The sequence below is a fragment of the Bosea sp. PAMC 26642 genome (assembly GCF_001562255.1).
In the GTDB taxonomy this organism is placed as follows: domain Bacteria; phylum Pseudomonadota; class Alphaproteobacteria; order Rhizobiales; family Beijerinckiaceae; genus Allobosea.
On sequence record NZ_CP014301.1, the window covers coordinates 2,099,177 to 2,123,848 of the forward strand.

At 66.6% G+C, this 24,672-nt stretch carries 17 protein-coding genes and 1 tRNA gene; 8 read left to right on the plus strand and 10 right to left on the minus strand.

What is annotated here, in order from left to right; translation table 11 throughout:
• The first annotated feature begins 23 nt into the window (after window positions 1–23).
• Together AXW83_RS09930 and glgX (AXW83_RS09935) are read left to right on the plus strand one after the other, a co-directional pair.
• A complete protein-coding gene (locus AXW83_RS09930) occupies window positions 24–2,501 on the plus strand; it encodes a glycogen/starch/alpha-glucan phosphorylase (RefSeq protein WP_066612819.1) in 2,478 nt (825 codons plus the stop codon).
• A gap of 50 nt (window positions 2,502–2,551) precedes the next feature.
• Window positions 2,552–4,492, plus strand: a complete 1,941-nt coding sequence (gene glgX, locus AXW83_RS09935; RefSeq protein WP_066612822.1) for a glycogen debranching protein GlgX — start codon at window positions 2,552–2,554, stop codon at window positions 4,490–4,492.
• Window positions 4,493–4,506: 14 nt separating this feature from the next.
• Here glgX (AXW83_RS09935) and glgX (AXW83_RS09940) read toward each other — a convergent pair whose 3' ends face one another.
• Window positions 4,507–6,594: a glycogen debranching protein GlgX gene (gene glgX, locus AXW83_RS09940; protein ID WP_066612823.1), complete on the minus strand. Its 2,088-nt coding sequence runs from the start codon at window positions 6,592–6,594 to the stop codon at window positions 4,507–4,509.
• A gap of 226 nt (window positions 6,595–6,820) precedes the next feature.
• Between glgX (AXW83_RS09940) and glgA the strand changes: the two genes are divergently transcribed.
• Window positions 6,821–8,353 (plus strand): glycogen synthase GlgA, encoded by a 1,533-nt coding sequence (glgA, locus tag AXW83_RS09945; RefSeq protein ID WP_082767049.1) that lies wholly within the window; start codon window positions 6,821–6,823, stop codon window positions 8,351–8,353.
• Window positions 8,354–8,383: 30 nt separating this feature from the next.
• On the opposite strand, the gene AXW83_RS27500 is transcribed toward glgA, so the two are convergent.
• Window positions 8,384–8,641 (minus strand): DUF2934 domain-containing protein, encoded by a 258-nt coding sequence (locus tag AXW83_RS27500; RefSeq protein ID WP_066612824.1) that lies wholly within the window; start codon window positions 8,639–8,641, stop codon window positions 8,384–8,386.
• A gap of 183 nt (window positions 8,642–8,824) precedes the next feature.
• Between AXW83_RS27500 and glgB the strand changes: the two genes are divergently transcribed.
• Both glgB and malQ read left to right on the plus strand, forming a co-directional pair.
• On the plus strand, window positions 8,825–11,038 hold the full coding sequence (gene glgB / locus AXW83_RS09955; RefSeq protein WP_082767051.1) for a 1,4-alpha-glucan branching protein GlgB: 2,214 nt from the start codon (window positions 8,825–8,827) through the stop codon (window positions 11,036–11,038).
• A 126-nt stretch (window positions 11,039–11,164) separates the two neighbouring features.
• Window positions 11,165–13,219: a 4-alpha-glucanotransferase gene (gene malQ, locus AXW83_RS09960; RefSeq protein WP_066612825.1), complete on the plus strand. Its 2,055-nt coding sequence runs from the start codon at window positions 11,165–11,167 to the stop codon at window positions 13,217–13,219.
• Window positions 13,220–13,222: 3 nt separating this feature from the next.
• Here malQ and AXW83_RS09965 read toward each other — a convergent pair whose 3' ends face one another.
• Window positions 13,223–14,626: an SNF2-related protein gene (locus AXW83_RS09965; RefSeq protein WP_066612827.1), complete on the minus strand. Its 1,404-nt coding sequence runs from the start codon at window positions 14,624–14,626 to the stop codon at window positions 13,223–13,225.
• Window positions 14,627–14,794: 168 nt separating this feature from the next.
• On the opposite strand from AXW83_RS09965, the gene AXW83_RS09970 reads away from it, so the two are divergent.
• Window positions 14,795–16,183: a M20 family metallopeptidase gene (locus AXW83_RS09970; RefSeq protein ID WP_066612829.1), complete on the plus strand. Its 1,389-nt coding sequence runs from the start codon at window positions 14,795–14,797 to the stop codon at window positions 16,181–16,183.
• 4 nt (window positions 16,184–16,187) lie between these two features.
• Here the strand turns inward: AXW83_RS09970 and AXW83_RS09975 are convergent, their stop codons facing one another.
• The 3 genes from AXW83_RS09975 to AXW83_RS09985 form a co-directional block, all read right to left on the minus strand.
• Window positions 16,188–16,445, minus strand: a complete 258-nt coding sequence (locus tag AXW83_RS09975) for a hypothetical protein (RefSeq protein WP_066612831.1) — start codon at window positions 16,443–16,445, stop codon at window positions 16,188–16,190.
• 65 nt (window positions 16,446–16,510) lie between these two features.
• Window positions 16,511–16,586 (minus strand) — tRNA-Lys (locus AXW83_RS09980).
• A gap of 163 nt (window positions 16,587–16,749) precedes the next feature.
• Window positions 16,750–18,330, minus strand: a complete 1,581-nt coding sequence (locus AXW83_RS09985) for a 2-isopropylmalate synthase (RefSeq protein WP_066620254.1) — start codon at window positions 18,328–18,330, stop codon at window positions 16,750–16,752.
• Window positions 18,331–18,670: 340 nt separating this feature from the next.
• On the opposite strand from AXW83_RS09985, the gene AXW83_RS09990 reads away from it, so the two are divergent.
• Together AXW83_RS09990 and AXW83_RS09995 are read left to right on the plus strand one after the other, a co-directional pair.
• Window positions 18,671–19,315: a YoaK family protein gene (locus AXW83_RS09990; RefSeq protein WP_066612833.1), complete on the plus strand. Its 645-nt coding sequence runs from the start codon at window positions 18,671–18,673 to the stop codon at window positions 19,313–19,315.
• Between the two features lie 110 nt (window positions 19,316–19,425).
• On the plus strand, window positions 19,426–19,764 hold the full coding sequence (locus AXW83_RS09995; protein WP_066612835.1) for a hypothetical protein: 339 nt from the start codon (window positions 19,426–19,428) through the stop codon (window positions 19,762–19,764).
• Between the two features lie 40 nt (window positions 19,765–19,804).
• On the opposite strand, the gene AXW83_RS10000 is transcribed toward AXW83_RS09995, so the two are convergent.
• The 4 genes from AXW83_RS10000 to AXW83_RS10015 are packed head-to-tail and all read right to left on the minus strand — an operon-like array spanning window position 19,805 to window position 24,671.
• On the minus strand, window positions 19,805–21,877 hold the full coding sequence (locus tag AXW83_RS10000; protein WP_066612837.1) for a M3 family metallopeptidase: 2,073 nt from the start codon (window positions 21,875–21,877) through the stop codon (window positions 19,805–19,807).
• A gap of 48 nt (window positions 21,878–21,925) precedes the next feature.
• Window positions 21,926–22,648, minus strand: a complete 723-nt coding sequence (locus AXW83_RS10005) for a hypothetical protein (RefSeq protein ID WP_066612840.1) — start codon at window positions 22,646–22,648, stop codon at window positions 21,926–21,928.
• Window positions 22,645–23,547 carry a PhzF family phenazine biosynthesis protein gene (locus AXW83_RS10010; RefSeq protein ID WP_066612841.1) on the minus strand — a complete coding sequence of 301 codons (903 nt, stop codon included), beginning with the start codon at window positions 23,545–23,547 and terminating at the stop codon, window positions 22,645–22,647. Before AXW83_RS10010 ends, AXW83_RS10005 begins: the two co-directional genes overlap by 4 nt.
• On the minus strand, window positions 23,544–24,671 hold the full coding sequence (locus AXW83_RS10015; protein WP_066612843.1) for an endonuclease/exonuclease/phosphatase family protein: 1,128 nt from the start codon (window positions 24,669–24,671) through the stop codon (window positions 23,544–23,546). Before AXW83_RS10015 ends, AXW83_RS10010 begins: the two co-directional genes overlap by 4 nt.
• Window position 24,672: the final 1 nt, after the last annotated feature.

Genomic DNA, 24,672 nt, shown 5'->3' on the forward strand with positions numbered 1-24,672 from the left:
CGAACCTGACGGGATTCAGTCGCTTGAACGAGACCGCCTTCAAGACACCAGCCGCGGACGCCACCGTCTCCGAGAATCTGGTCGAGACGCTCAAAGCCGAGATCATCAGGAAACTGACCTTCTCGCTCGGCAAGAACCCGTCGGTCGCGCAGCCGCATGACTGGCTGACGGCCGTCATTCTCGCGGTCCGCGACCACGTCATCGAGGTCTGGCAGCGCTCGACCCGCGAAAGCTACCAGACCGGCCGCAAGCGGGTCTATTATCTGTCGCTGGAGTTCCTGATCGGCCGCTCGCTCGCGGACGCGCTGAACAATCTGGGGCTTACGGGCCCCGTCGCGCAGGCGATGAGCGAACTCGGCGTCGATCTGGCCGCGATCGAGACGATCGAGCCCGATGCGGCGCTCGGCAACGGCGGCCTCGGCCGGCTCGCGGCCTGCTATCTGGAGGCGATGGCCTCGACCGGCGTGCCGGCGCTCGGCTACGGCATCCGCTACGACCACGGCCTTTTCAAGCAGCGCATCGAGGCCGGCAAGCAGGTCGAGATCCCCGAAGACTGGCTCTCCTTCCGCAATCCCTGGGAATTCGAGCGCCGCGAATCCTCCTACCAGATCGGCTTCGGCGGCGCGGTCGCAGGCACCGACAAGCCGGGCGAAGTGATCTGGACCCCGCAGGAGACGGTCTTCGCCGTCGCCTACGACACCCCGATCGTCGGCTGGCGCGGGCGCGATGCCACGACGCTGCGGCTCTGGCGCGCTCGCGCCCTGCATCCGCTCTCTCTCGATGCCTTCAACCAGGGCGACCTGGTCGGCGCCGTCGCCGAGCGCAACCGCGCCGAAGCGATCTCGAAAGTGCTCTACCCCAACGATTCGACGCCCACGGGGCAGGAACTGCGGCTGCGGCAGGAGTTCTTCTTCACCTCCGCCTCGCTTCAGGATCTGGTGCGGCGACACTACCGCCAGTTCGGCACGCTCGAGAACCTGCCCGACAAGGTCGCGATCCAGCTCAACGACACCCACCCCGCCCTCGCCGTCGCCGAGATGATGCGGCTGCTGATGGACGAGCGCGGCTTCACCTGGGAGGAGGCCTGGACGCTGACCAACGGCACCATCTCCTACACCAACCACACCCTGCTGCCGGAGGCGCTGGAAACCTGGCCGGTTGCGCTGATGGAACGGCTGCTGCCGCGCCACATGCAAATCATCTTCGGAATCAATGCGCGCTTCCTCGAAGGCGTCAGGCGCTCCGCCGGCGGCAGCAAGGTCGACCTCGCCGGCATTTCGCTGATCGACGAGCAGCATGGCCGGCGCGTCCGCATGGCCCATCTCGCCTTCGTCGGCTCGCACACCGTGAACGGTGTCTCGGCCCTGCATTCCCGGCTGATGCAGGAGACGGTGTTCGCGCCGCTGCACGCGATCTTCCCCGACCGCATCACCAACGTCACCAACGGCATCACGCCCCGGCGCTGGCTTCTCAGCGCCAATCCCGGGTTGACGAAGCTGCTGCGGGAGGTCTGCGGCGACGGTGTCAGCGACGACATCACCCAGATCAGCCGACTGGCAAAACATACCGGCGACGCAAGCCTGCATGAACGCCTGAGAGCGATACGCCGCGACAACAAGCTCAAGCTCGCCCATCTGATCCGGCAGGATACCGGCGTGTCGATCGATCCCGACGCCCTCTTCGACGTCCAGATCAAGCGCATCCACGAGTACAAGCGCCAGTTGCTCAACATCCTGGAGACGATCGCGCTCTATGACGCCATCCGCTCCGAGCCCTATCGCGACTGGGCGCCGCGCGTGAAAATCTTCGCCGGCAAGGCCGCCTCGAACTACGGCACCGCCAAGGCGATCATCAATCTGATCAACGACGTCGCCACCGTCGTGAACAACGACATCACCACCCGCGACCGCCTGAAGGTGGTGTTCCTCCCGAACTACAATGTCAGCGCCGCCGAGGTCATCATCCCGGCCGCCGATCTGTCTGAGCAGATCTCGACCGCCGGCATGGAGGCGTCGGGCACCGGCAACATGAAGTTCGCGTTGAACGGCGCGATCACCATCGGCACGCTCGACGGCGCCAATATCGAGATCGGCGAGCGCGTCGGCGAGGACAACATCGTCATCTTCGGCATGACGGCCGAGCAGGTCGAGGCCGCCAAGCGCAATCCGCGCCCGCCTGAGGATGTCATCCGCGCCACGCCGCATCTCGAAGGCGTGCTGGATGCCGTCGCCAGCGGCGCCTATTCGCCAGGCGAGCGCGACCGCTATCAGGGGCTGGTCGCCGGCCTGCGCGCCAATGACTGGTTCATGGTGCTGAACGATTTCGAGAGCTATCGCCTGGCCCAGCGCCGGGTCGATGCGCTCTGGGCCGATCAGGGCAAATGGTGGCGCTCCTCGGTCACCAACACCGCTCATTGCGGCTGGTTCAGCGCCGACCGCTCCATCCGCGAATATGCCGAGCGGATCTGGCATGTTCCCGCCAGCCCGGCCGCGAAGGGCTGACAGGCTTGGGACAGCCCTGGCGGATCGCGGCCTGCGCTCTTCCCCCAAAGATGGGCGCGACCGTCACGCAGGAGGGCGTGGAATTCGCGGTCTTCTCGCGCAATGGTACGCGGATCGATCTCTGTCTTTTCGACGAGGTTGGCGAGCACGAAACTGCCCGCCTGTCCCTGCCCTGCCGCAGCGGTGATATCCACCATGGCCTTCTGCCCGGCGCCGGGCCAAGCCTGCGCTACGCCCTGCGTGCCGACGGCGCCTGGCAACCCGAGCACGGCCACCGTTTCGACGCGACGAAGCTGCTGATCGACCCCTATGCGATCTGCATCGACCGGCCCTTCCGCTGGGATCCGCGCATGGCGCAGCATGGCGTCGATACGGCCGATCTCGTGCCGCGCTGCGTGGTAAGCGACGCCATGACCCGGCTTGCAACGGGCGATGAGACAACTCCGTTCTTCATCTACGAGCTTGCGGTCAAATCCTTCTCGATGCGCCACCCAGCCGTGCCGGAGCCGCTACGCGGCACGCTGGCGGCACTCACCCAGCCGGCGATCCTGGAGCATCTGGCCAGGCTCGGCGTGAGCCATGTCGAGTTAATGCCCGTGGCGGCCTGGATGGACGAGCGCCATCTGCCGCCGCTCGGGCTGAGCAACGCCTGGGGCTACAACCCCGTGAACTTCTTCGCGCTCGATCCGCGGCTGGCGCCCGGCGGCGAAGCCGACCTGCGCGATCTTTGCGCCGCCTACCGCAAGGCCGGCATCGGCGTGATCCTCGACATCGTCCTCAACCACACGGCCGAAAGCGACGAGCATGGCGCCACGATCAGCCTGCGCGGGCTCGACAACGCGGTTTATTACCGCCACGCCACGGACGACCCCGGCAAGCTGATCAACGACACCGGCTGCGGCCACACGCTGGCGCTCGATCGTGCGCCGGTCGTGCGCATGGCGATGGATGCTCTGCGACACTGGCGCAGCCTCGGCGTCGCAGGCTTCCGCTTCGACCTCGGCACGGTGATGGGACGCTCGGATACGGGCTTCTCGCAGGACGCCCCGCTCTTCGCCGCGATCCTGCAGGATCCCGATCTGTCGCGGACGATCCTGATCGCCGAGCCCTGGGACATCGGGCCAGGCGGTTATCGCCTCGGCGAATTCCCCGCCCCCTTCGCCGAATGGAACGGGCGCTACCGCGACGACGTCCGCCGCTTCTGGCGCGGCGACGGCGGCGCGGCCGGAGCGCTGGCGACGCGGCTGGCAGGCTCGGCCGATCTCTATGCCGAGCGCCATCGCGGACCCGGCGCCAGCATCAACTTCATCAGCGCCCATGACGGCTTCACTTTGGCCGATCTCGTCAGCTATGCCGGCAAGCACAACGAGGCCAACGGCGAGGGCAATCGCGACGGCGACAACGACAGCCACAGTTGGAACAACGGCGTCGAGGGCCCCTCTGACGAACCTAGCGTAAAGGCCGCGCGCGATCGCGACATCCGTGCCTTGCTGGCGACGCTCTTCCTCTCGCGCGGCATCCCAATGCTGCAGGCGGGCGACGAGTTCGGCCGGACTCAATTTGGCAACAACAACGCCTACTGCCAGGATAATGCAGGGTTTTGGCTGGATTGGCAGAGCGCCGATCTAGGCCTGGCAGCCTTTGTCGCGAGGCTCGCCGCGCTACGAAAAAGCCAGCCGCTGATTCCTGGCGACGCCTTCCTCACCGGTCAGCCGCGCGACGACGCCGAGCGCCCCGACGCGACCTGGCTGCGGGCAGATAGCGCCCCTGTCGGCGAGGGCGACTGGCAGCAGCTCGACACCTTCGGCCTCCTGGTGGCGGACTCGAACGATACCCTTTTGATCGCGGTCAACCGCCGGCACGAGCCGTCCGCCTTCGCCTTGCCGGAGGCTCTCCCCGGCAAGGCATGGCATCGCCTGTTCGGCTCGGCGGCGGCACAGGAAGCCACCTTGCCGGCGCGCAGCGTATCTGTCTTCGCCGAAACGCGCTGACGACCGGAGCTCCTTTACATCAGCACGATCAGCGACCGCGGCGTCAGCGTCAGCTCGCTCTCGGCTCTGAGCCCCTTGCGGCCTTCGTCCGAGCCCGGCCCGGTTTCGGTATCGAGCACGACCGACCATGCGCCCTGCTTCACTCGCGCCGGCAGCTTGAACACCACTTCGCCATCGAAGGCGTTGAACAGGATCAGCGCCTCGTCGCCGCCCTGCTCGACCTCGGGGGTGTGCATCAAAAGCCCGATCGCGAGAACGCCGTCATCGTCCCAATGCTCCTCCTGCTGGTCTCCGCCGGCGGGGTTGACCCAGCGCAGCACGCAGCCGTCGCGGAAGCTCGCGCGGCGGAAGATGGCGTGCTCGGCCCGGAGCTGCGTGACGCGCTGGACGAAGCCGGTCAGCGCCCTGTCACGATCGGTCAGCTTGTCCCATTTGATCCAGGCGAGTTCGTTGTCCTGGGCATAGACGTTGTTGTTGCCGTCCTGCGAATGGCCGAGCTCATCGCCCGCCAGGATCATCGGCGTGCCGTGCGAGAGCAACAGCGTCGCCAGCAGGTTGCGCTTCTGGCGCTCGCGCGCGGCGATGATGCCCTCATCGTCGGTCGGTCCCTCGACGCCGAAATTGAACGACAGGTTGTGGCCGTGGCCGTCCTTGTTGTCCTCGCCATTCGCGTCGTTATGCTTCTCGTTGTAGGAGACCACGTCGTTCAGCGTGAAGCCGTCATGGGCGGTGATGAAGTTGACGCTGGACCACGGCCTGCGCCCGCGCAGGTCATAGACGTCGCCCGAGCCGGTGATGCGCGCGGCGAGGTCGCGGATGATGCCCTCCTCGCTCTTCCAGTAGGCCCGTGTCGTGTCGCGATACTTGTCGTTCCACTCGGCCCAGCCGGGCGGGAAGCCGCCGACCTGGTAGCCGCCCGGCCCGATATCCCAGGGCTCGCCGATCAGCTTGACCTTGCCCAGGATCGGATCCTGCCCCATCGCGTCGAAGAAGCCGCCGCGCTGGTCGAAGCCATGCGGCTCGCGCCCCAAAATCGTCCCGAGATCGAAGCGGAAGCCGTCGACCTCCATCACCTGCGTCCAGTAGCGCAGCGAATCCAGCACCATTTGCAGGACGCGTGGATGGCTGGTGTTGACCGTGTTCCCGGTCCCGGTGTCGTTGATGTAGAAGCGCGGATCGTCCGGCATCGTGCGATAATACGAGAAGTTGTCGATGCCCTTGAACGAGAGCGTCGGCCCCATCTCGTTGCCCTCGGCGGTATGATTGTAGACCACGTCGAGGATCACCTCGATCCCGGCATCGTGGAACTTGCGCACCATGTCGCGGAAGGAAGCGAGGCCGGCCCTGCCCTCGTAGCGCTGCATCGGCGAGAAGAAGCCGATCGTGTTGTAGCCCCAGTAGTTGCGCAGGCCCTTGGGCTCGAGATGGTGGTCGTCGAGAAACGCGTGGACCGGCAGCAATTCGACCGAGGTGACGCCGAGGCTCTTGATGTAATCGACGATCGCTTTCTCCCCGAGCCCGTCGAAGGTGCCGCGCATCTCCTCGGGCACCGCCGGATGCAGCTTGGTGAAGCCGCGCACATGCGTCTCGTAAAAGATCGTCCGGTCCCAGGCGATCCCGGGCTTGGCTGGCGCATTCGGATCGGCTGCGAGATCGCAGACGACGCATTTTTGCGTGAAGGGCGCGCTGTCGAGTTCGCTGAAGCTCAGATCCTTGTCGGTCTCGGCCCCGATATCATAGCCGTAATGGGCCGCGTTCCAGGTGATCTCGCCTGAAAACTCCTTGGCATAGGGATCCAGCAGCAGCTTGTTGGGATTGAAGCGATGTCCCTCTTCCGGCGCGAAGCGGCCATGAACGCGATAGCCGTAACGCTGGCCGGGCATCACACCCGGCAGATAGCCGTGCCAGATCTCGTTTGTGTATTCCGGCAAGGTGATGCGCGCGGTTTCCGTCTGTCCACTCTCGTCGAACAGGCATAGCTCGACACGTTCGGCCGCCGCGGAGAACAGGGCGAAATTCGTCCCCTCGCCGTCGAAGACCGCTCCCAGTTCGTTCGCCTGCCCGGCCTGGACGTCAAACTGAGCGTTCGTGTCTTTCGACATTGATTGATCCCCCACATGCGGATTAGGTTTGACGGGTTGGGGAAAGCGCCATTGCCTTGCCCGCACGTCCGTCTTTCGACCATGCCCGTCGCGAAGCCATGCAACGCCTCCCGCAACCCTGCGGTTCCGGCACCACGGTTTGAATTCAGGCATTTATTTTGCATCGCACCATGGAACATTAATCTTTCAGCACTGTTCTGGTATCGCGTAAACGGGGATTGCGAACATGGCCAAGGCGCTGAAGCAGGCAGGCTCCGAGACAGCCTCCGCGACTTCGGGCCACGCTTTGATTTACGCCGCCGCCGTCAAGGATGGCCCGCCCGAGCTTCAGTCCACTTTGCCCTCCGCCACCCGCCTGCTGTTCGTCACCTCGGAAATGGGGGAATTCATCAAGGCCGGAGGCCTCGGCGAAGTCTCGTCGGCCCTGCCCAGGCAATTGCGCGCCCTGTGTGACGTGCGCGTCCTGATCCCGGGCTTCCGCCAGGTCCGCGCAGCCAAGCCGAACATGGATATCGTCGGCCAGTTGCCGCGCACGGCCAACCTGCCGCCCTGGTCGCTAGGCAGGTTCGCCACCCCGGACGGCCTCACGATCTATGTCGTGCTCTGCGACGAACTTTACGATCGCGAGGGTTCGCCATACGGCCCCTTCGCAGGCGGCGATTTCGGTGACAACGACATCCGCTTCGCAAGGCTGTCGCTGGCAGCTGCGGAACTGGCAGCCGGCGAGGCCGATCCGAACTGGAAGCCCGACATCCTCCATGTCAACGACTGGCCCTCGGCGCTTGCGCCGGGCTATATGCGCTGGAAGGGGCTGACGACGCCGTCGATCCTGACGATCCACAACATGGCCTATCAAGGCCTCTATCAGCCGGCGAGGATGGGCGCGCTCGGCATTCCCGATCTCGCCTTCTCGATGAACGGCGCCGAGTTCCACGGCAAGATCTCGTTCCTCAAGACCGGCATCTTCTACGGCTCGCACGTCACCACCGTCAGCGAGACCTATGCTCACGAGATCACCACCCCTGAACATGGCTGCGGGCTCGACGGCCTGCTCAAGACCCGCATGGACGAGGGTCGGCTTACGGGCATCGTCAACGGCATCGACGATAGCTGGACCTCGCCGGTCACGACCGAAAAATCCGGGCCACAGCTGATCCGTCAATGGAAGCGCCAGAACGCTGCCGACATCCGCAAGAGCTTCGAATTGCCGCCCTCGACCGGCCCGCTCTTCTCGATCATCTCGCGGCTGGTACATCAGAAAGGCATCGACCTCTCGATCGAGGCCGCGGAGACCATCGTATCCAGTGGCGGGCAACTCGTCGTCACCGGACGCGGCGAGCCGCGCTTAGAGGATGAGATCGAACGCCTCGCCAGGCGCCATCCCACCTCGGTCGCAGCCCGCATCGGCTTCGACGACCAGGAGGCCCGCCGCATCTTCGCCGCCAGCGATTTCCTGTTGATGCCCTCGCGCTTCGAGCCTTGCGGGCTGAGCCAGATGTACGCCCAGCGTTACGGCACCCTGCCGATCGCCTACCGTACCGGCGGGCTCGTCGATACGATCGAGGACGGGCTTTCGGGCTTCCTGTTCTCGTCGCTGACCGGCGCTGGCCTGACCTCCGCCGTGACGCGCGCGCTCTCAGCCTACAAGTCCAAGCGGGCCTTCAAGCAGATGCGCGAGCACGCGATGGCCAAGCGCTTCGACTGGAGCCGCCCGACGCACCGCTATGCCGCGGTCTACGCCAAGGCGCTCGCAGCCTGATCGCGCGCTGGTCGCCCGTTACGCGCGAACCTATGCCCCGCCATTCTTTGTCTTCGGCCCGGCTTTGGTAGCGGCCATTTTCGCCGGCGGCTTGGCCTGCGCGGCGTCGACTGGTTTCTCGGTCGATTTGCCCTTTGCAGGAGGCTTGGCCTTGGCGCCGGCAGGCGCGATGCTCCCGGCGACCCGCGCTTCCGCCTGACGCCAATGATCGGCGTCGCGCCCTTCGGGTTTTCCCTCGGCTTCCCAGATCGCATAGGCCGTATCACGCACGATCTGCTCGCGGCTCATCGCTCTTCTCCCTTTCCCGGACCAATATCCCGTGGGACAACCGCAGGGGTCGGACTTGGTTCCAGCCCCGCCTTGTCGTGAAAGCGCGCGCCTGCGGCCGGAACGCAAGTCGGCTTCGCTGCGTTGCATCATAAGTGATTCCGCCGCTTTGGCAGGGTCGAATTCCAACAGGACGCCCGCCCGATGAACCGCCAGTTGCCGCTCCGCTCAACCACGCTCCCGGCGAACGACCTTGCTTTGCTGGAGGAAGGCCGCCATCCCGATCCCTTCGCGGTTCTCGGCCGGCACGCCGTCGGCGAGCAGATGATCGTGCGCGCTTTCATTCCGGGCTCGGCCTATGTCGAACTCGTGACCGGCGAGGGCGAAAGCCGGCGGACGACGGCCATGGTCGGCCATGGCGGCGGCCTGTTCGAGGCTCATGCGCCCGATGACATTCCCTATCGTCTGCGCGTGGCCTGGCCGGGTGGCATCATGGAGGCGGCAGACCCCTACAGCTTCGGCCTGCTGCTCCCCGATGAAGATATCTATCTCTTCGCCGAAGGTCGCCATTTCGATCTCTCGACGCGGCTTGGTGCCAATCCTTGCCGCTTTGGCGACGTCGACGGCGTGCTCTTCGCCGTCTGGGCGCCCAATGCCGGCAGCGTTTCGGTCGTCGGCGATTTCAACGGCTGGGACAATCGCCGCCATCCGATGCGCAGGCGCCTTGGTCCCGGTGTTTGGGAGCTTTTCATTCCCGGCGTCGAGATCGGCGCGAGCTATAAATATGCCATCGTCACGCCCCATGGTGAACGCTTGCCGTTCAAGGCAGATCCCCTGGCGCGGCGGACCGAACTGCCGCCCCGCACGGCCTCCATCGTCGCGGCCAGGCCGGCATTCACCTGGAGCGACGAGGCGTGGCTCGACAAACGCAGCCGTGCCCATCCCATGGCCGAGCCGATGTCGACCTACGAGCTCCATGTCGGCTCCTGGCTGCGCACGGAATGGGGCCAGCTCGGTTCCTGGGACGAGGCCACCGACCGGCTGATCCCCTACATCCAGCATATGGGCTTCACCCATATCGAGTTGATGCCGATCACAGAGCATCCCTTCGGCGGTTCATGGGGCTATCAGCCGCTCGGCATGTTCGCGCCCACGGCGCGGCTTGGCGAACCGGACGCTTTCGCCCGCTTCGTCGACCGCTGCCACGCAGCGGGCATCGGCGTCATCCTCGACTGGGTGCCGGCGCATTTCCCCTCCGACGAGCATGGGCTGGCGCGCTTCGATGGCACGGCGCTGTACGAACACGAGGATCCGCGCGAGGGCTTCCACCGCGACTGGAACACGCTGATCTACAATGTCGGTCGGCGCGAGGTGCGCGGCTTCCTGATCGCCTCGGCGCTGTGGTGGCTGGAGACCTTCCATCTCGACGGTCTGCGCGTCGATGCCGTCGCCTCGATGCTCTACCGCGACTACAGCCGCGAGCCGGGCGAATGGGTGCCCAACCAGTATGGCGGCCGCGAGAACCTCGAGGCCGTCAGCTTCTTCCAGGAGCTCAATACATTGGTCGGCGAACGAACCCGGGGCGCCGTGACCATCGCGGAGGAATCGACCGCCTGGCCCGGAGTCACCAGCCCCGTCCATCATGGCGGGCTCGGCTTCCATTTCAAATGGAACATGGGCTGGATGCACGACTCCCTGCGCTATTTCACGCACGACCCGATTCATCGCGGATATCACCGCGACGACGTCACCTTCGGCCTGATTTACGCGTTCTCGGAGAACTTCGTGCTGCCGATCTCGCATGACGAGGTCGTCCACGGCAAAGGCTCGCTGCTCTCCCGTATGCCGGGCGACGACTGGCAGCGCTTTGCCAATCTGCGCCTCTTCCTGGCGATGATGTGGGCCCACCCGGGCAAGAAGCTGCTCTTCATGGGCTGCGAATTCGGCGCCGAGGCCGAATGGAGCGTCGATGCCCCCTTCCCCTGGCCGCATCCCTATGACGACCTTCGGCAGGGCGTGTCCAGGCTGGTACGCGACCTCAACGCCGTCTATCGCGCTACGCCCGCGCTGCACCGGCTCGACCACACGCCCGACGGCTTCGCCTGGATCGTCGCCGACGACAGCGAAAATGCAGTCTTCGCCTTCAGCCGCTCGGGCGGCGATGGCACGCCCGACATCCTCGTTATCGCCAACATGACGCCGGTGCCGCGACACGATTATCGCATCGGCGTGGTGAAACCTGGTCTCTGGCGCGAGCGCCTGAACAGCGACGCCGGGATCTACGGCGGCGCCGGCCTTGGCAATGGCGGTGAGCGGCATAGCGACGCCGTGGCAGCCCATGGCCAGGTACAGAGCCTGTCGCTGACCCTGCCGCCGCTGGGGCTGCTCATTCTTGAGCACGATGCTGCGTCAGGCTGAGATTTTGCATCCTGTTTTCAGTATCCGCGGTCATTCGGTCGCAGCGAAGCAAAGACCTCGCTCGACCGGAATGACGGCCCTGTTCCGATCCGTTTCCTACACCAGACGCCACGCGCGGAGTCCTGAATGAGCGACGAAATGCTGCGCCAGCTCGCGGCCAAGGCCGGCATCGCCCCGCAATGGACCGACCAGGCCGGGGATGTGCGCGACGTCGCCCCCGACAGCCTGCGCGCGATCCTGGCGGCGCTCGGCCTGCCGGCCGACGGCGATTCCGCCCTTCGCAACTCGCTCTCCATGCTGGAAAGCGGCGTCAATGCCACGGCGACCTCGCGCTTCACCACCGCCCGAATCGGCCAGCCGGTCAGCCTGCCGATGAGCGCAGCCGGCGGCACTAGAGTCGAGATCACGCTGGAAAGTGGCGCGCAGCGCGTCGTCACATCCGCAGACGGCTACGACGGCGCGCTGACGCTGCCGGCTTTCGACGAGCCCGGTTACCACGTCGTCCGGACCGCCGATGGCGATTTCACCGTCGCGACAGCCCCCGGGCGCTGCATCACCTTCGCCGATCTCAACGCCGGATCGCCCGGCTGGGGGCTGGCGGCGCAGATCTATTCCCTGCGCAGCCGCGACGATGGCGGCATCGGCAATTTCGCCGGCGTCGCCGAACTCGGCCGCAAAGCCGCTGCGCGCGGCGCCGACGCGCTCGCCATCAGTCCGGTCCACGCGCTCTATGGCGCCGAGCCCGGCCATTTCAGTCCCTACTCCCCCTCGACCCGGCTGTTCTTCAACCCGCTCCACGCCGATCCCAATGCCGCCTTGCCCGAAGCGATGCTGCAGGCCGTCATAACGAAGGCAGGTCTGGCCGAGCGGATGGCCGCCCTTTCGGCCCTGCCCCAGGTCGACTGGCTTGCGGCGACGCCGCTGCGCCAGACCCTGCTGCGCGGCCTGTTCGCCGCGTTGCGCGATCCTGCCGCCGCCGCCGAGCCGGCCCATGCCGAGTTCGAGCGCGCGCTGGCCGACGCCTCGCCGCTGCTGAAGGCCCACGCCGTCTTCGAGGCGCTGCACGCGGCGCAACTGCGCGACGATCCGAACGCCTGGAGCTGGCGCAACTGGCAGGCGCCCTACCGCGATCCAGACAGCCCGGAGGTCGCGGCCTTCGCCGTCGGACATGCCGACGAGGTCGCCTACCAGATCTTCCTGCAATGGCTGACCGGCCGCTCCTATGGCGAGGCCCAACGTGCCTGCCACGAGGCCGGCATGAAGGTCGGGCTGATCGCCGACCTCGCCATCGGCATGGACGGCTCGGGCAGCCATGCCTGGAGCCGTCAACACGAGGTGCTGGGCGGCCTGAGCGTCGGCGCACCACCCGACTACTACTCCGCCGAGGGCCAGAGCTGGGGCCTGACCACCTTCTCCCCGCGCGGCCTCGCGGCTTCGGGCTTCGCGCCCTTCATCGAGACCCTGCGCGCCAGCCTGCGCTATGTCGGCGGCATCCGCATCGACCACGTCATGGGCATGAGTCGGCTCTGGCTCGTGCCCGAAGGCGCGAGCGCACTAGACGGCGCCTATGTCACCTTCCCGTCCGAGACGCTGTTCCGGCTGATCGCGCTTGAATCCTGGCGCCACAAGGCGATCGTCATTGGCGAGGATCTGGGCACTCTGCCCGACGGTTTTCGCGACTATCTGCGCGGGCAGGGCGTCGCCGGCCTGCGCGTGCTGCGCTTTGAAAAGACGGACGATGGCTACATCCCACCCGAGCACTGGGACCCGGCTGCCGCTGCGCTGACCACGACGCACGACCTGATCCCGACCGCCGGCTGGTGGGCCGGCGCCGATCTCGAACCCAGCGACGATGGCACCGACCCCGAAGGCGCCCGCGCCTGGGATCGCGGCCTGCTCTGGGGTTCCTTCCAGAACGCCGGGCTCGTCGAGGGCGAGCGTCCGGCTCCGTCCGACCCCGCCCCCGTGGTCGACGCCGCGATCCGCTACATCGCCAGGACCCCCTGCACGCTGAAACTGCTCTCGATCGAGGACGCGCTCGCCATCGAGACCCAGCCCAATGTGCCCGGCACCACCACCGAAAAGCCGAACTGGCGCCACCGCCTCGACGGCGAGGCCGGCGCCTTGCTGGATGACGATGCGGTCCGGCACCGCCTGGCCCATCTCGGCCCGCCGCGCTGACCGTCAGGCCGCCGCACGCGCCTCGACGATGCCGGCGATCGCCTCCAGCATCCGCGTATCGTCCCCGGCCAGCCCCTCCATGGTGGCCATGCGCGCGATCACGGTCGCGGCGACCATCTCCTCGACCGTCTCTTCCGCATAGGCGTAGAAGATCGTCGCGTGCTGGCCGTCGCGATGGCAGCGGCCCTCGATCTGCTGCAGCTGGATCGCCGAATGGCGCATGTCGTGGATCACTAGCGAGCGCTCGCGCTCGCCGCCGGGCATCTCGCCGCGATGCAGGGAAATCGATTCCGTCACGGTGAAGATCACCGCATCGAGTCCGCCGGTCTGGAAGGAGACCCGCGTCTCCTCGTTGACCGCGCCCGAGCGCTCGCCATTGATCTCCCCGACTCGCCAGCCGCGCCCGCGCAAGGCCTCCGCCAGCATCGCGCTGGTTTCCAGAAACGCGACCGAGACCGCGACCTGCTCGTCGTTTCCGAGCAGGTCGTCGCAGAAATCCACCGTGCCGGGGATGCGCAGCAGGCTTGCCTTCTGGCGGAAGCGCAGATCGGCGGCCCAGCTCTGCGGCTTGCGCGTCGAACCGCCGGCTAGCCCCAGCTCCTTCCGGAACTCCCGCCAGGTCGCGTCGTAGAGCTTGCGCGCCGCGGCATCGAGCGCCACCGGCGCAAGCTCGCGCTGCACCTCCGGCCAGCCGGCGATCTCCTCCGGCCGCCGGCGCAGGCCGATTGCCTTCTCGCCGCGATAGAGCAGACCGGCCATCCGCACCCGGTCGGCCTCGTTGGGCTCCCAGCTCCAGTTCTTCCAGCGCCCTTTCGCCCGGCCGATCCTGAGCTGCTTCATCAGCACCCGGAACCCGTCGAGATCGGCGCTCGGCATCCCCGCCGCCCGCGCCAGCAGCGGCCCGAGATAGGAGAGTTCGTGCGGCGACTGACCGGCGGTCGCGCTCATATAGATCGTGAATTGGGCGGCAGCCGCCATCTGCCGGCAGACCAGCCCCTGCTGCGAGTTCGGATTGCGGATGCGGTGCGCCTCGTCGATCACCACCAGCGGCCAGGTTCGCTTGGGCGCGCCATGCTTGGCGAGCTCGTTGTTCTTGGCTCGCACCGAGCGCCTCTTGCTGTCGGCAGGCGGCGCCAGCAGCGATTTTGTCTTCTCGAAATTCATCAGCGTCACGCGCTTGGCCGGGAGTCCCGACAGCGCCATCGTCCGCCGCCATTGCGGGATCGCACCTTTGGGGCAGATCACCAGAATCTCGTCCTCCGGCATCGCCGAGAGCGCGAGCCAGGCCGAGAGCGTCTTGCCGAGCCCTGTCAGGTCGCCCAGCAGGAAGCCCGGCGCGCCGCCGGCCCGCGCGGTAAGGATCGCGTCGCTGGCGACAAGCTGGTGCGGATGCGGAGTGAAGCGCATTCCCGCCTGGTCGTCGTCTCTCTCCGCCACCATCGCCCCTTGAAGACCTGCGCCCGGGCGCCGTGCGCCATCCGCATTTGGCTATGGCAGGAAAAGCCTGGCTTGGGCACTCTGCGCCGACAAGCTCGATTCCGCTGGATCGCCAGCCGCCCCCTACGGAGACCACCCATGACCCGCGCCCAGGCCATCGCTCATGCGCAAGACTATTTTGACTCAGGGGCGTTCAAGAGCGACCTCGCCCGCCTCATCGCCATGCCGACCGAGAGCCAGAACCCCGATCGCGCGCCCGTCCTCACGCAATATCTCGAAACCGAGATGCGGCCCCTGTTCGAAAGCCTCGGCTTCGAATGCCGCATCCTGCATCATTCCATCGCCAGGGGCCCGTTCCTCTTCGCGCAGCGCATCGAGGATAAATCGCTTCCGACGATCTTCGGCTATGGCCATGGCGACGTGATCCGCGGCCTCGATGCACAGTGGAGCGAGGGCCTTTCGCCCTGGACGCTGACCGAGCGCGGCGACCGCTGGTATGGCCGCGGCGTCGTCGACAACAAGGGCCAGCACGTCATCAACATCAACGCCTTGCGCGCGGTTCTTGAATCGCGTGGAAAGCTCGGCTTCAACGCCAAATACCTGATCGAGATGGGCGAGGAATCAGGCTCGCCCGGCCTGCGCGAACTCTGCGCCGAACAGGCTGAGCTGTTCCGCTCCGACGTGCTGATCGCCTCGGACGGCCCACGCCTCAATGCCGAGCGCCCGACCGTCTTCCTCGGTGCACGCGGCGTCATCACCTTCGACCTTTCGATCGTCGCGCGCGAAGGCGGCCATCATTCCGGCAACTGGGGCGGCATCCTCTCCGACCCCGCGATCCAGCTCGCCCATGCCATCGCCAGCATCACCTCACCGACGGGGCAGATCAAGATATCCGAATGGGTGCCAACGGAACTGCCGCGCGCCGTGCGCGAGGCGGTCGCCGATTGCATCATCGACGGCGGCCCCGACGGCCCCACCATCGACCCGGACTGGGGGGAGCCCGGCCTGTCGCCGGCCGAACAGGTCTTCGGCTGGTGTTCGTTCGACGTGCTGGCCATGAAGTCCGGCGTTCCCGAGACCCCGGTCAACGCCGTGCCCCCGAGCGCCTGGGCGCGCTGTGCGCTGCGCTTCGTCGTCGGCATCGATCCGACCGATGTCGTGCCCGCGCTGCGCCGTCATCTCGACCGCTACGGGTTCGAGATGGTCGAGATCATCATGCCCGGCACCGAGCGCTTCGGCGCGACGCGACTCGATCCGGAAGATCCGTGGGTCTCCTTCACGCTCGATTCGATCGCGCGCAGCACGAACAAGAAGCCGGCGCTGCTGCCCAATCTCGGCGGTTCGCTGCCCAACGACATCTTCGCGGAACTTCTTGGCTTGCGCACGATCTGGGTGCCGCACTCCTATCCCGGCTGCTCGCAGCACGCCCCCGACGAGCATCTGCCGGTCGCCATCGCCCGCGAGGGCCTGACGCTGATGGCGGGGCTCTACTGGGATATCGGCGAGGGCGATACGCCCCCGCTCTGAGAGCCTACTCCTGCGGCTGTCGAGGATCGCGTCCCGGCGGCAGGTCGATCGGCGATGCCGGTGGCCCCTCGGGCGGTGCGTTGGGAGGCAATTCCGGCGGCGGCTCGGTGGGGATGCCCTGCGGCTCCGCGTCCGGCGGAACCTCGACCGGTGGCGCCGGCGGCACCTCGCTGGGCGTCAGCGGCGGCAACTCGGGCGGCGGACTTGGCATGGCGGGAGTTCCGCCCGGATCGGCGGCTTCGTTGACAGGCCTCGACATCATGATTGGCGCTCTCCTCTGCGAAGAAGAAACGCATCACGCCGGCCAATGTTCGGGAAGAAATTCCGTGGTGGGTGATGTAGGGCTCGAACCTACGACCCGCTGATTAAGAGTCAGCTGCTCTACCAACTGAGCTAATCACCCATACGCCACGAAGCGTAAGCACTTTCGCGACGAAGACGCGTCAGGCAGGCCGGCCATGTAGCAAACCCCCCCTGCCCTGTCCACCCTGCGGGCGTCATAAAAGTGCAGTGCGGCAAAGACCGTGTCCCGAACCGAGGTTGGGACACGGTCGATTTCGTGCAGCCTATTCCGCGGCCGCCTGGGAATGCAGCCTTCCGCCCTTGGCGACGAGCTTGTTCAGCGCCACCAGATACGCCTTGGCCGAGGAGACCAGCGTATCAGGGTCGGCGCCGCGGCCGGTGACGGAGGAGCCGTCCTGCGACAGCCGCACAGTGACCTCGGCCTGCGCGTCGGTGCCCTCGGTCACGGCATGGACCTGATAGAGCTCGAGTGTCGCCTCATGCGGCATGATCGCCTTGATCGCATTGAACACCGCATCGACCGGGCCGTTGCCCTCGGCCTCCTCGGTCACGATCCGGCCCTCGACATCGAGCTTCAGCGTCGCCCGCTGAGGGCCCCGCGTACCGGCGATCACTGTCAGCGAGACCAGCTTCACCAGATCATGGGCCGAGGCGATGTTCTCATCGACCAGCGCCTCGATATCCTCGTCATAGACGTGCTTCTTGCGGTCGGTCAGCGTCTTGAAGCGGGTAAAGGCGTCTTCCAACTGGTTGTCGCCGAGATCGTAGCCCATCTCCTTCAGCTTGGAGCGGAAGGCGGCGCGGCCCGAATGCTTGCCCATCACCAGCGAGGTCTTGGAGACGCCGACCGATTCCGGCGTCATGATCTCGTAGGTCTGGGTGTGCTTCAGCATCCCGTCCTGATGGATGCCGCTCTCATGCGCGAAGGCGTTCCGGCCTACGATCGCCTTGTTGTACTGCACCGGGAAGGAGGTCGCGGTCGCGACCAGCTTCGAGGCGCGGTTGAGCATCGCGGCCTCGATCCCGGTCTCGTATGGCAGCACGTCGGAACGGGTGCGGATCGCCATCACGATCTCTTCCAGCGCCGCATTGCCGGCGCGCTCGCCGATGCCGTTGATGGTGCATTCGATCTGGCGCGCCCCGCCCTCCAGACCGGCCAAGGTGTTGGCGACCGCCATGCCGAGATCGTTGTGGCAGTGCACCGAGAAGATCGCCTTGTCGGAATTGGGCACGCGCTCGCGCACCGTCCGGAACAGCGCCCGGTACTCGTCGGGCGTGGTGTAGCCGACCGTGTCGGGGATGTTGATCGTCGTCGCGCCGGCCTTGATCGCGGTCTCGACGCAAGCGCACAGGAAATCCATTTCGGTGCGGGTGCCGTCCTCGGCCGACCACTCGACGTCGTCGACCCAGTTGCGCGCCCGCGTCACCGAGGAGCGCACCAGCTCCAGCACCTCTTCGGGCGATTTCTGCAGCTTGTATTTCATATGCACCGGCGAGGTGGACAGGAAAGTGTGGATGCGCGGCTTGACCGCGCCCTTCACCGCCTCACCGGCCCGGTCGATGTCCTTCTGCCCGGCCCGGGCCAGCCCCGCCACGGTCGCGCGCTTGACGCGGGCGGCGATCGCCGAGACCGCCTCGAAATCGCCGTCCGACGCGATCGGGAAACCGGCTTCGATGATATCGACGCCCATCGCGTCGAGGAAATCGGCGATCTCGAGCTTCTCCTCGAAGGTCATGGTGGCGCCAGGCGATTGCTCGCCGTCGCGCAGGGTGGTGTCGAAGATCAGCACGCGGTCCTTGCGAGATACGTCGGTGCTGGAGCCGTTCTGGGTGGCGTCGGTCATGGTCGTCATCCTGGAAAGATCGCGCCGCGCCGTGATGTGAGGCTGGCGCCGGATTGTCTGAAGGCGGTTCTCGTCACTCCCCTGAGCGCCCAGGCATAGATGCCCGGCCGGCCCTCAGGGGCGGCTAAGGAGAAGAAGCAGACCAAGACCGGAGGAAGCGCGCATGCCGTTGGCCCGCGCATTGGCGCGGCTCTCAATCGGGGCATGGGTGGCAAAGCTGGCCACGGGCGTTCCTCTTCGACTGAATCTTGCATAGCTGATTGCGGGGGGCCGGCGCAAGGCGCCTCTTGCAGCGGCGGCCACGACGCGGCAAGGCGATGGTGGAGCCTTGGAGACGTCGATGACCGTCTATGTGCGCAGAACCATCGGTCTAGCCTCGGCCTTGTCCGCGCTGGCAGGCTATATCGACGCGATCGGCTTCATCAGCCTCGGCGGCTTCTTCGTCTCGTTCATGACCGGCAATTCGACGCGCTTCGGCATCGAGATCGCGCGCGGCAACCTGATGGGGATCGCGATCTCCGGCGGTCTGCTCGCCACCTTCGTGGTCGGCGTCGTCATCGGCGCGCTCATCGCCAAGGCCGCCGGCCACTGGCGCCGCGCCGCCGTGCTCGGCTGGGTGACGATCTGCCTGGCCACCGCCGCCCTCTTCGACAATCTCGGCAATCTGGCCGTCAGCACCGGGGCGCTGGTCCTGGCAATGGCGGCCGCGAATTCGGTCTTCCAGCGCAATGGCGAGGTCACGATCGGCGTCACTTACATGACCGGCACGCTCGTCAAGATGGGCCAGCAGATTGCCAACGCGCTGACCGGCGGCCCGAAACTGGCCTGGCTCAGGAACTTCACGATCTGGTTTGGCCTCGCGCTCGGTTCGGTTGCCGGCGCAGTCGCCTATGATGCCGTCGGCAGCCTCGCGATTTGGCTTTCGGCCGGTGTCAGCGCCGTGCTGGCCCTCGGCTCGCTGAGCATTCCAGCCCATATCGACTGAGAGCCCATGACCCGACCGGGCCGGCGGCTCGCGATCACCCAAATGGCGCGGCGTTTCATCCCGGCAGGGAATCAGCCATTGTCGCGATCAGGAAACCTCCGGAGCCCGCGATGCGCACGCCCCTCGTCATGATCATCGCCGCTTTCGCCCTGTCGGCTTGCCAGAGCGCCTCCGTCGCGCCGCCGGCTCCCGCACCGCAGGACTACACCGTGCCAGGCGTCACCCCGAGCACCTTCCGCCTGCCGTCGGGTTCCGGCTGCGGCGGCGAGGTCGAGCGCTTCCAGGCGGTGATGGACAACGACCTCGCCAGCGGCCACACCACCAAGAGCGTCCATGCTCGCGTCAGCGGCGAGATCGCGACCGCGCGCTCGACCTGCGCGGCCGGCAACGACGGCGGCGCCATCGGCCAGATCAGGGCGACGAAGGCAAAGTTCGGCTATCCGGGGTAACGGGCGGGCCTTCCCTTCTCCCCCGAGGGGAGAAGGGTTCTCACGCCGCCAGCCCCCGCTTCTCCAGCAGCGCATCCGGTGTCGGCAGCCGGCCCCGGAACAGCGTATAGGCCTCGGCCGCGTCGCGCGTGTCGCCGGCCGAATAGATGTAGCGCTTGAGCTTCGCCGCCAGCTCGGGCGCGAAGATGTCGCCTGACTCCAGGAAGGCGTTGAAGGCGTCGGCATCCATCACCTCCGACCACAGATAGCTGTAATAGCCGGCCGAATAGCCGTCGCCCGAGAAGACATGGGCGAAATGCGGGGTACGGTGCCGCATCGTGATCTCGGCCGGCATCCCGAGCCGCGCCAATTCCGCCGCCTCGAAGGCCAGCGGATCGATCTCCCCCGGATTCTCAAGGGAATGGAAGGCAAGGTCGACCAGTGCCGAGGAGGTGTACTCCACGGTCGAGAATCCCTGGTTGAACGTCTGCGCCCGCTTGATCTTCTCGATCAGCGCCTCCGGGATCGGCTCGCCTGTCTCGGCATGGAGGCAATAGCTCTGCATCACCTCCTTCGTCAGGAACCAGTGCTCGTAAAGCTGCGAAGGCAGTTCGACGAAATCGCGCGACACCGACGTACCGGCGAGCGAGCCATAGCGCACATCCGAGAGCAACCCGTGCAGGGCATGGCCGAACTCGTGGAACAGCGTGCGCGCATCGTCGATCGAGAGCAGCGCCGGCTTGCCTTCCGAAGGCTTGGCGAAATTGCAGACATTGACGATGATCGGCCGGACCTCGCCGTCGAAATTGCGCTGGCTGCGATAGGCGCTCATCCAGGCGCCCGAGCGCTTCGAGGCGCGGGCGAAATAGTCGCCGAGGAAGAGCCCGATATGCCGGCCGCTCGCGGCCTCCTTGACCTCCCAGATGCGGACATCCGGGTGGTAGCCCACGAGATCGCGCCTTTCCTCGAAGGCGAGGCCAAACAGCTTGCCTGCCACATCGAAGGCAGCCGTAATGATGCGGTCGAGCTGGAGATAGGGCTTCAGCACCGCCTCATCGAGCGCGAAAGTCTGCTGGCGGACTTTCTCCGCATAGTGACGCCAATCCCAGGGCCGGATCGCGGCGTTTTCCCCTTCGCTCTGTGCGAGCGCGGCAAGGTTCGCTGCCTCCTGGACAGCACGGGCCTTGGCCGGCTTCCAGACCAGTTCGAGCAGGTCGCGGACGTTCTCCGGCGTCTTCGCCATCGAGTCGTCCAGCTTGAAATGCGCGAAGGTCGCAAAGCCGAGCAGCCTCGCCTTCTCGGCGCGCAGCGTCACCATCTCGGCGACGATGGCGCGATTATCCGTCTCCCCGCCATTCTCGCCGCGCTTGGTCCAGGCGACGAAGGCTTCCTCGCGGAGATCGCGACGCGTCGAGAACGTCAGGAACGGCTCGATGATGGAGCGCGACAGCGTCACCGCATGTTTGCCCTCATGGCCACGGTCGCCGGCGGCGCGCGCCATCGCCGCGACGAGGAACGCCGGCAGCCCGGCAAGCCCGGCCTCGTCCTCGATCACCAGCGCGTAGGAGGATTCGTCCTTGAGCACGTTCTGGCCGAACTGCGTACCGAGCTCCGCCAGCCGTTCACTGATCGCGGCCAGCCTAGCCTTGTCTTCCGGCCCGAGCTGGGCGCCCGAGCGGATGAAGCCGCGATGCGTCCGCTCCAGCAGCCGCGCCTGCTCGGCATCGAAGCCAAGCGTCTCGCGCTTGGCGAAGACGGCATCCACCCGGGCAAACAGCCCCGCATCCATCATGATCGCCGACCAGTGCCGCGAGGTCACCGGAGACAGCGTCCGCTCGATCGCCTGCAGTGCCTCGTTCGTGTCGGCCCCCGCCAGGTTGTAGAAGACGCCGCCGACGCGCGAGAGCGCCCGGCCCGCCCGCTCCAGCGCCTCGATCGTGTTGGCGAAATCAGGCGCTGCGGGATCGGCCACGATCGCAGCGATCTCCTGCTTGTGCCGCTCCAGCGCGGCCTCGAAGGCGGGCTGGATATGCTCGGGCTTGATCGCCTGGAAGGGCGGCAATCCGAAGGGCGTCTGCCACGCCTCAGCGAAGGGATTCCCGGCGGGCAGGCTCAAGGCATCGGCTGCGGTCATCGTCGGACAACTTTCGAAAGGTGGAGAGCAGGGTATCGCGCGGCAGGATCAGTCGCGTGCGAAGATATGCGCCAGATAGGGTTTCATGAAGGGGGCCATGTCGTGGCGATCACAATCGGCGGCGCTGCGCAGGATGACGATGTCGTCGAGCTCCTGTTCCTCCATCCGCGCGATCCGCGACAGGATCATCTCACGCGCCTCCGCCGCCGGCAGCGGCAGCAGGACCGGCCGCATGAAGGCGATGCGGCCGGGCGCGACGACCGCATCCCAGCCCTCTCCGACCGTGATCTCGTCGAGGCTCAACCCGGTCTCTTCCCATAATTCGCGCGTGACGCTGCCGGCGAGGTCGAGCGTGCCGTCGGGGCGGACATCGTCGCGATCGGGCGTGCCGGCGGCGAAATAGACTTTCCCGGCATTGGCGGTGTGCTGTCCCATGCGCCCGCACAGAAAGGCGCCCTCTATGGTGCGCAGCGCTCCCATCGCAAAACCGTTGCGGATCAGCGGCCCCGGCAGGCCGGCATCGCGCCAGGTCATGAAGGCGGCATAGTCGGCCTCGAAATAGCCGGCCTCGAACACGCCGTCGCGAATCGTGGCGCGGTTCTGCAGCATGACACGCCCGTTGAACATGGCGGGCTTGGCGGCGCTGATCCGCGCCCAATGCGCGTCGATCTCGGCCGTCCGCTCGCGCGCGAAGGCCCAGTCATAGGGCTCGACCCGCGCCTCGATGCGCGTCAGCGGAATGATGCGCCCGTTCTCGATCGGCGTGCTCACAAAAGCACGCCCTCGCTGATCATCACCGCCGACCCGCCGATTCGTGCCGAGAGCAGAGCACCGCGCCCCACCGTCAGATCGAGCGTGATCTGCGAAGGGCGGCCCATTTCGTAGCCCTGTTCGACGACGAAGCGGTGTTCGCCGTCGCCGGGCTGCTCGAAGCGCATGATCGCGCCGGCGAAGGCCGCGACGGCAGAGCCCGTAGCCGGGTCCTCCGCGACGCCCATGGCAGGCGCGAACATGCGGGCGCGAAACTGATGGCTGCTCTCGCTCGTCTGGCGGCAATAGACGAAGGCATTGGGGTGATCGGCGGGCTTCATCACCTGCGACCACAGACTGGTGTCGAGCCGCAGGCTGCCCAGGGCTTCGAGGCTCGCGACCGGCACCAGGGTGAAGCCGACACCGGCCGAGAAGACGCTGGGCTCATGATCGTCGAAGCCGATCTCGCGCTTGTCGAGCCCGAGCGCTCCCGCCAGCAGCGCCAGGGCCCCCGCCTGCTCAATCTCTTCGGGCAGTTTCGGAAGAACGAAGCTAGCGTGACCGGCGCGCTCGCCCGACACCGCCACGGTGCATGATACGAGGCCGACCTGCTCCTCGAGCGTCAGCTTCTCCACGACCCGGCCCTCGGCCGTGTCGCGCAGCGCCAGCAGAACCGCCGTGCCGACAGTGGGATGGCCGGCAAAAGGCAGTTCGCGCCCGGGCGTGAAGATCCGCACCGCCGCGCGGTTGGCGGGATCGGTCGGGCCTGAGACGAAGACGGTCTCCGACAGGTTGAACTCGCGTGCGATCGTCTGCATGGCCGCCGTATCGAGCCCCTCAGAGTCGAGCACCACGGCCAGCGGATTGCCGGCATTGGCCCTGGCGGTGAAGACGTCGAGCGTGACGAAGCGGCGTTTCATGGTCGGATACCTTGTGGGATCGCGAGATCGATGATCAGCGGACAGTGGTCGGAGGCCTTCGGCCGGTCCCAGCCCACCCGTGGATAGCGATCGGAGCTGGTCGCCAGCGTCGCTATAGAACGATCGGACGCTTGCGGGTCGAGCGGGACGCGATAGGGCAGTCCGCGGCGGATCATCTGCGGCACGGCGGCGGGATTGGCCGCCGCCAGCGCCGGGGACAGCAGGATATGGTCGAGCGGCATATGCGTCTCGACCAGCTGCTGCCGCTCTTCCGACCAGAAACGCCGGAAATGCGTCCAGCGCTCATGCGCCGGCAATCGCGTCATCGGATCGACGGCGAAATCGTCGAGCAGCGGCTCGATCCCGCTCTCGCCCTCGTCGGTCGTCTCGCCCAGGGGGCCGATTCCGATGCGGTAGGCGTTGAGATCGCCGAGCACGATCCAGTTCGCCTCGCGCCAGCCCGGGCCGAACCGGTCCTGGACGATGCGCTTCACCGCACGTGCCTCGGCGCGACGTACCGGCAGCGTCACCTGCCGGCCGTCCTCGCGGCCATTGTTCATCGATTTGAGGTGGCAGCCGAACAGGGTCAGCGTCCGGTCGCCGAAATCGAGCTCGATCATCAGGCAGTCGCGCGCAAAGACCTTGTCGTGCGGGCCGATGCCGAGCCGCGCCAGATCCGCGTCGTGCGCGCCCATCTGCGCGAAGGTCGCGTCCTTGTGAGAGCGCACCGTGACCGCCGCCGGCGCGACGAGATCGCGCCTTGCCGCGAAGCCGATATCGATATCGCGCCGGTCGTTGCCGTCGATCAGCGAGAAATGCCCGTAGCGATGGTCGGCGAGGCGGTGGACGTAATTGGCGAAGAACGCCTGCAGGCTGGCCAGCGAATCGACCTCCTGCAGCATCCAGAGATCGGCCCTGGCCTCGGCCATGGCGAGAGCCGTCATCTGGCGCTTGTCGTCCTCCAGCGCGACCGCCAGCGAGCGTTCGACCGCGTCGCGCTCGTCGGGCCGGGGAAAATGGAACAGCGACATGGCCGCCGACGTGTCGGTACGCCCGCCGTCGGGTCCAAAACGGTGGCGCGTCAGCAGGTTCTCGACGTTGAAGGTGCCGATGCGCAGCTTCATG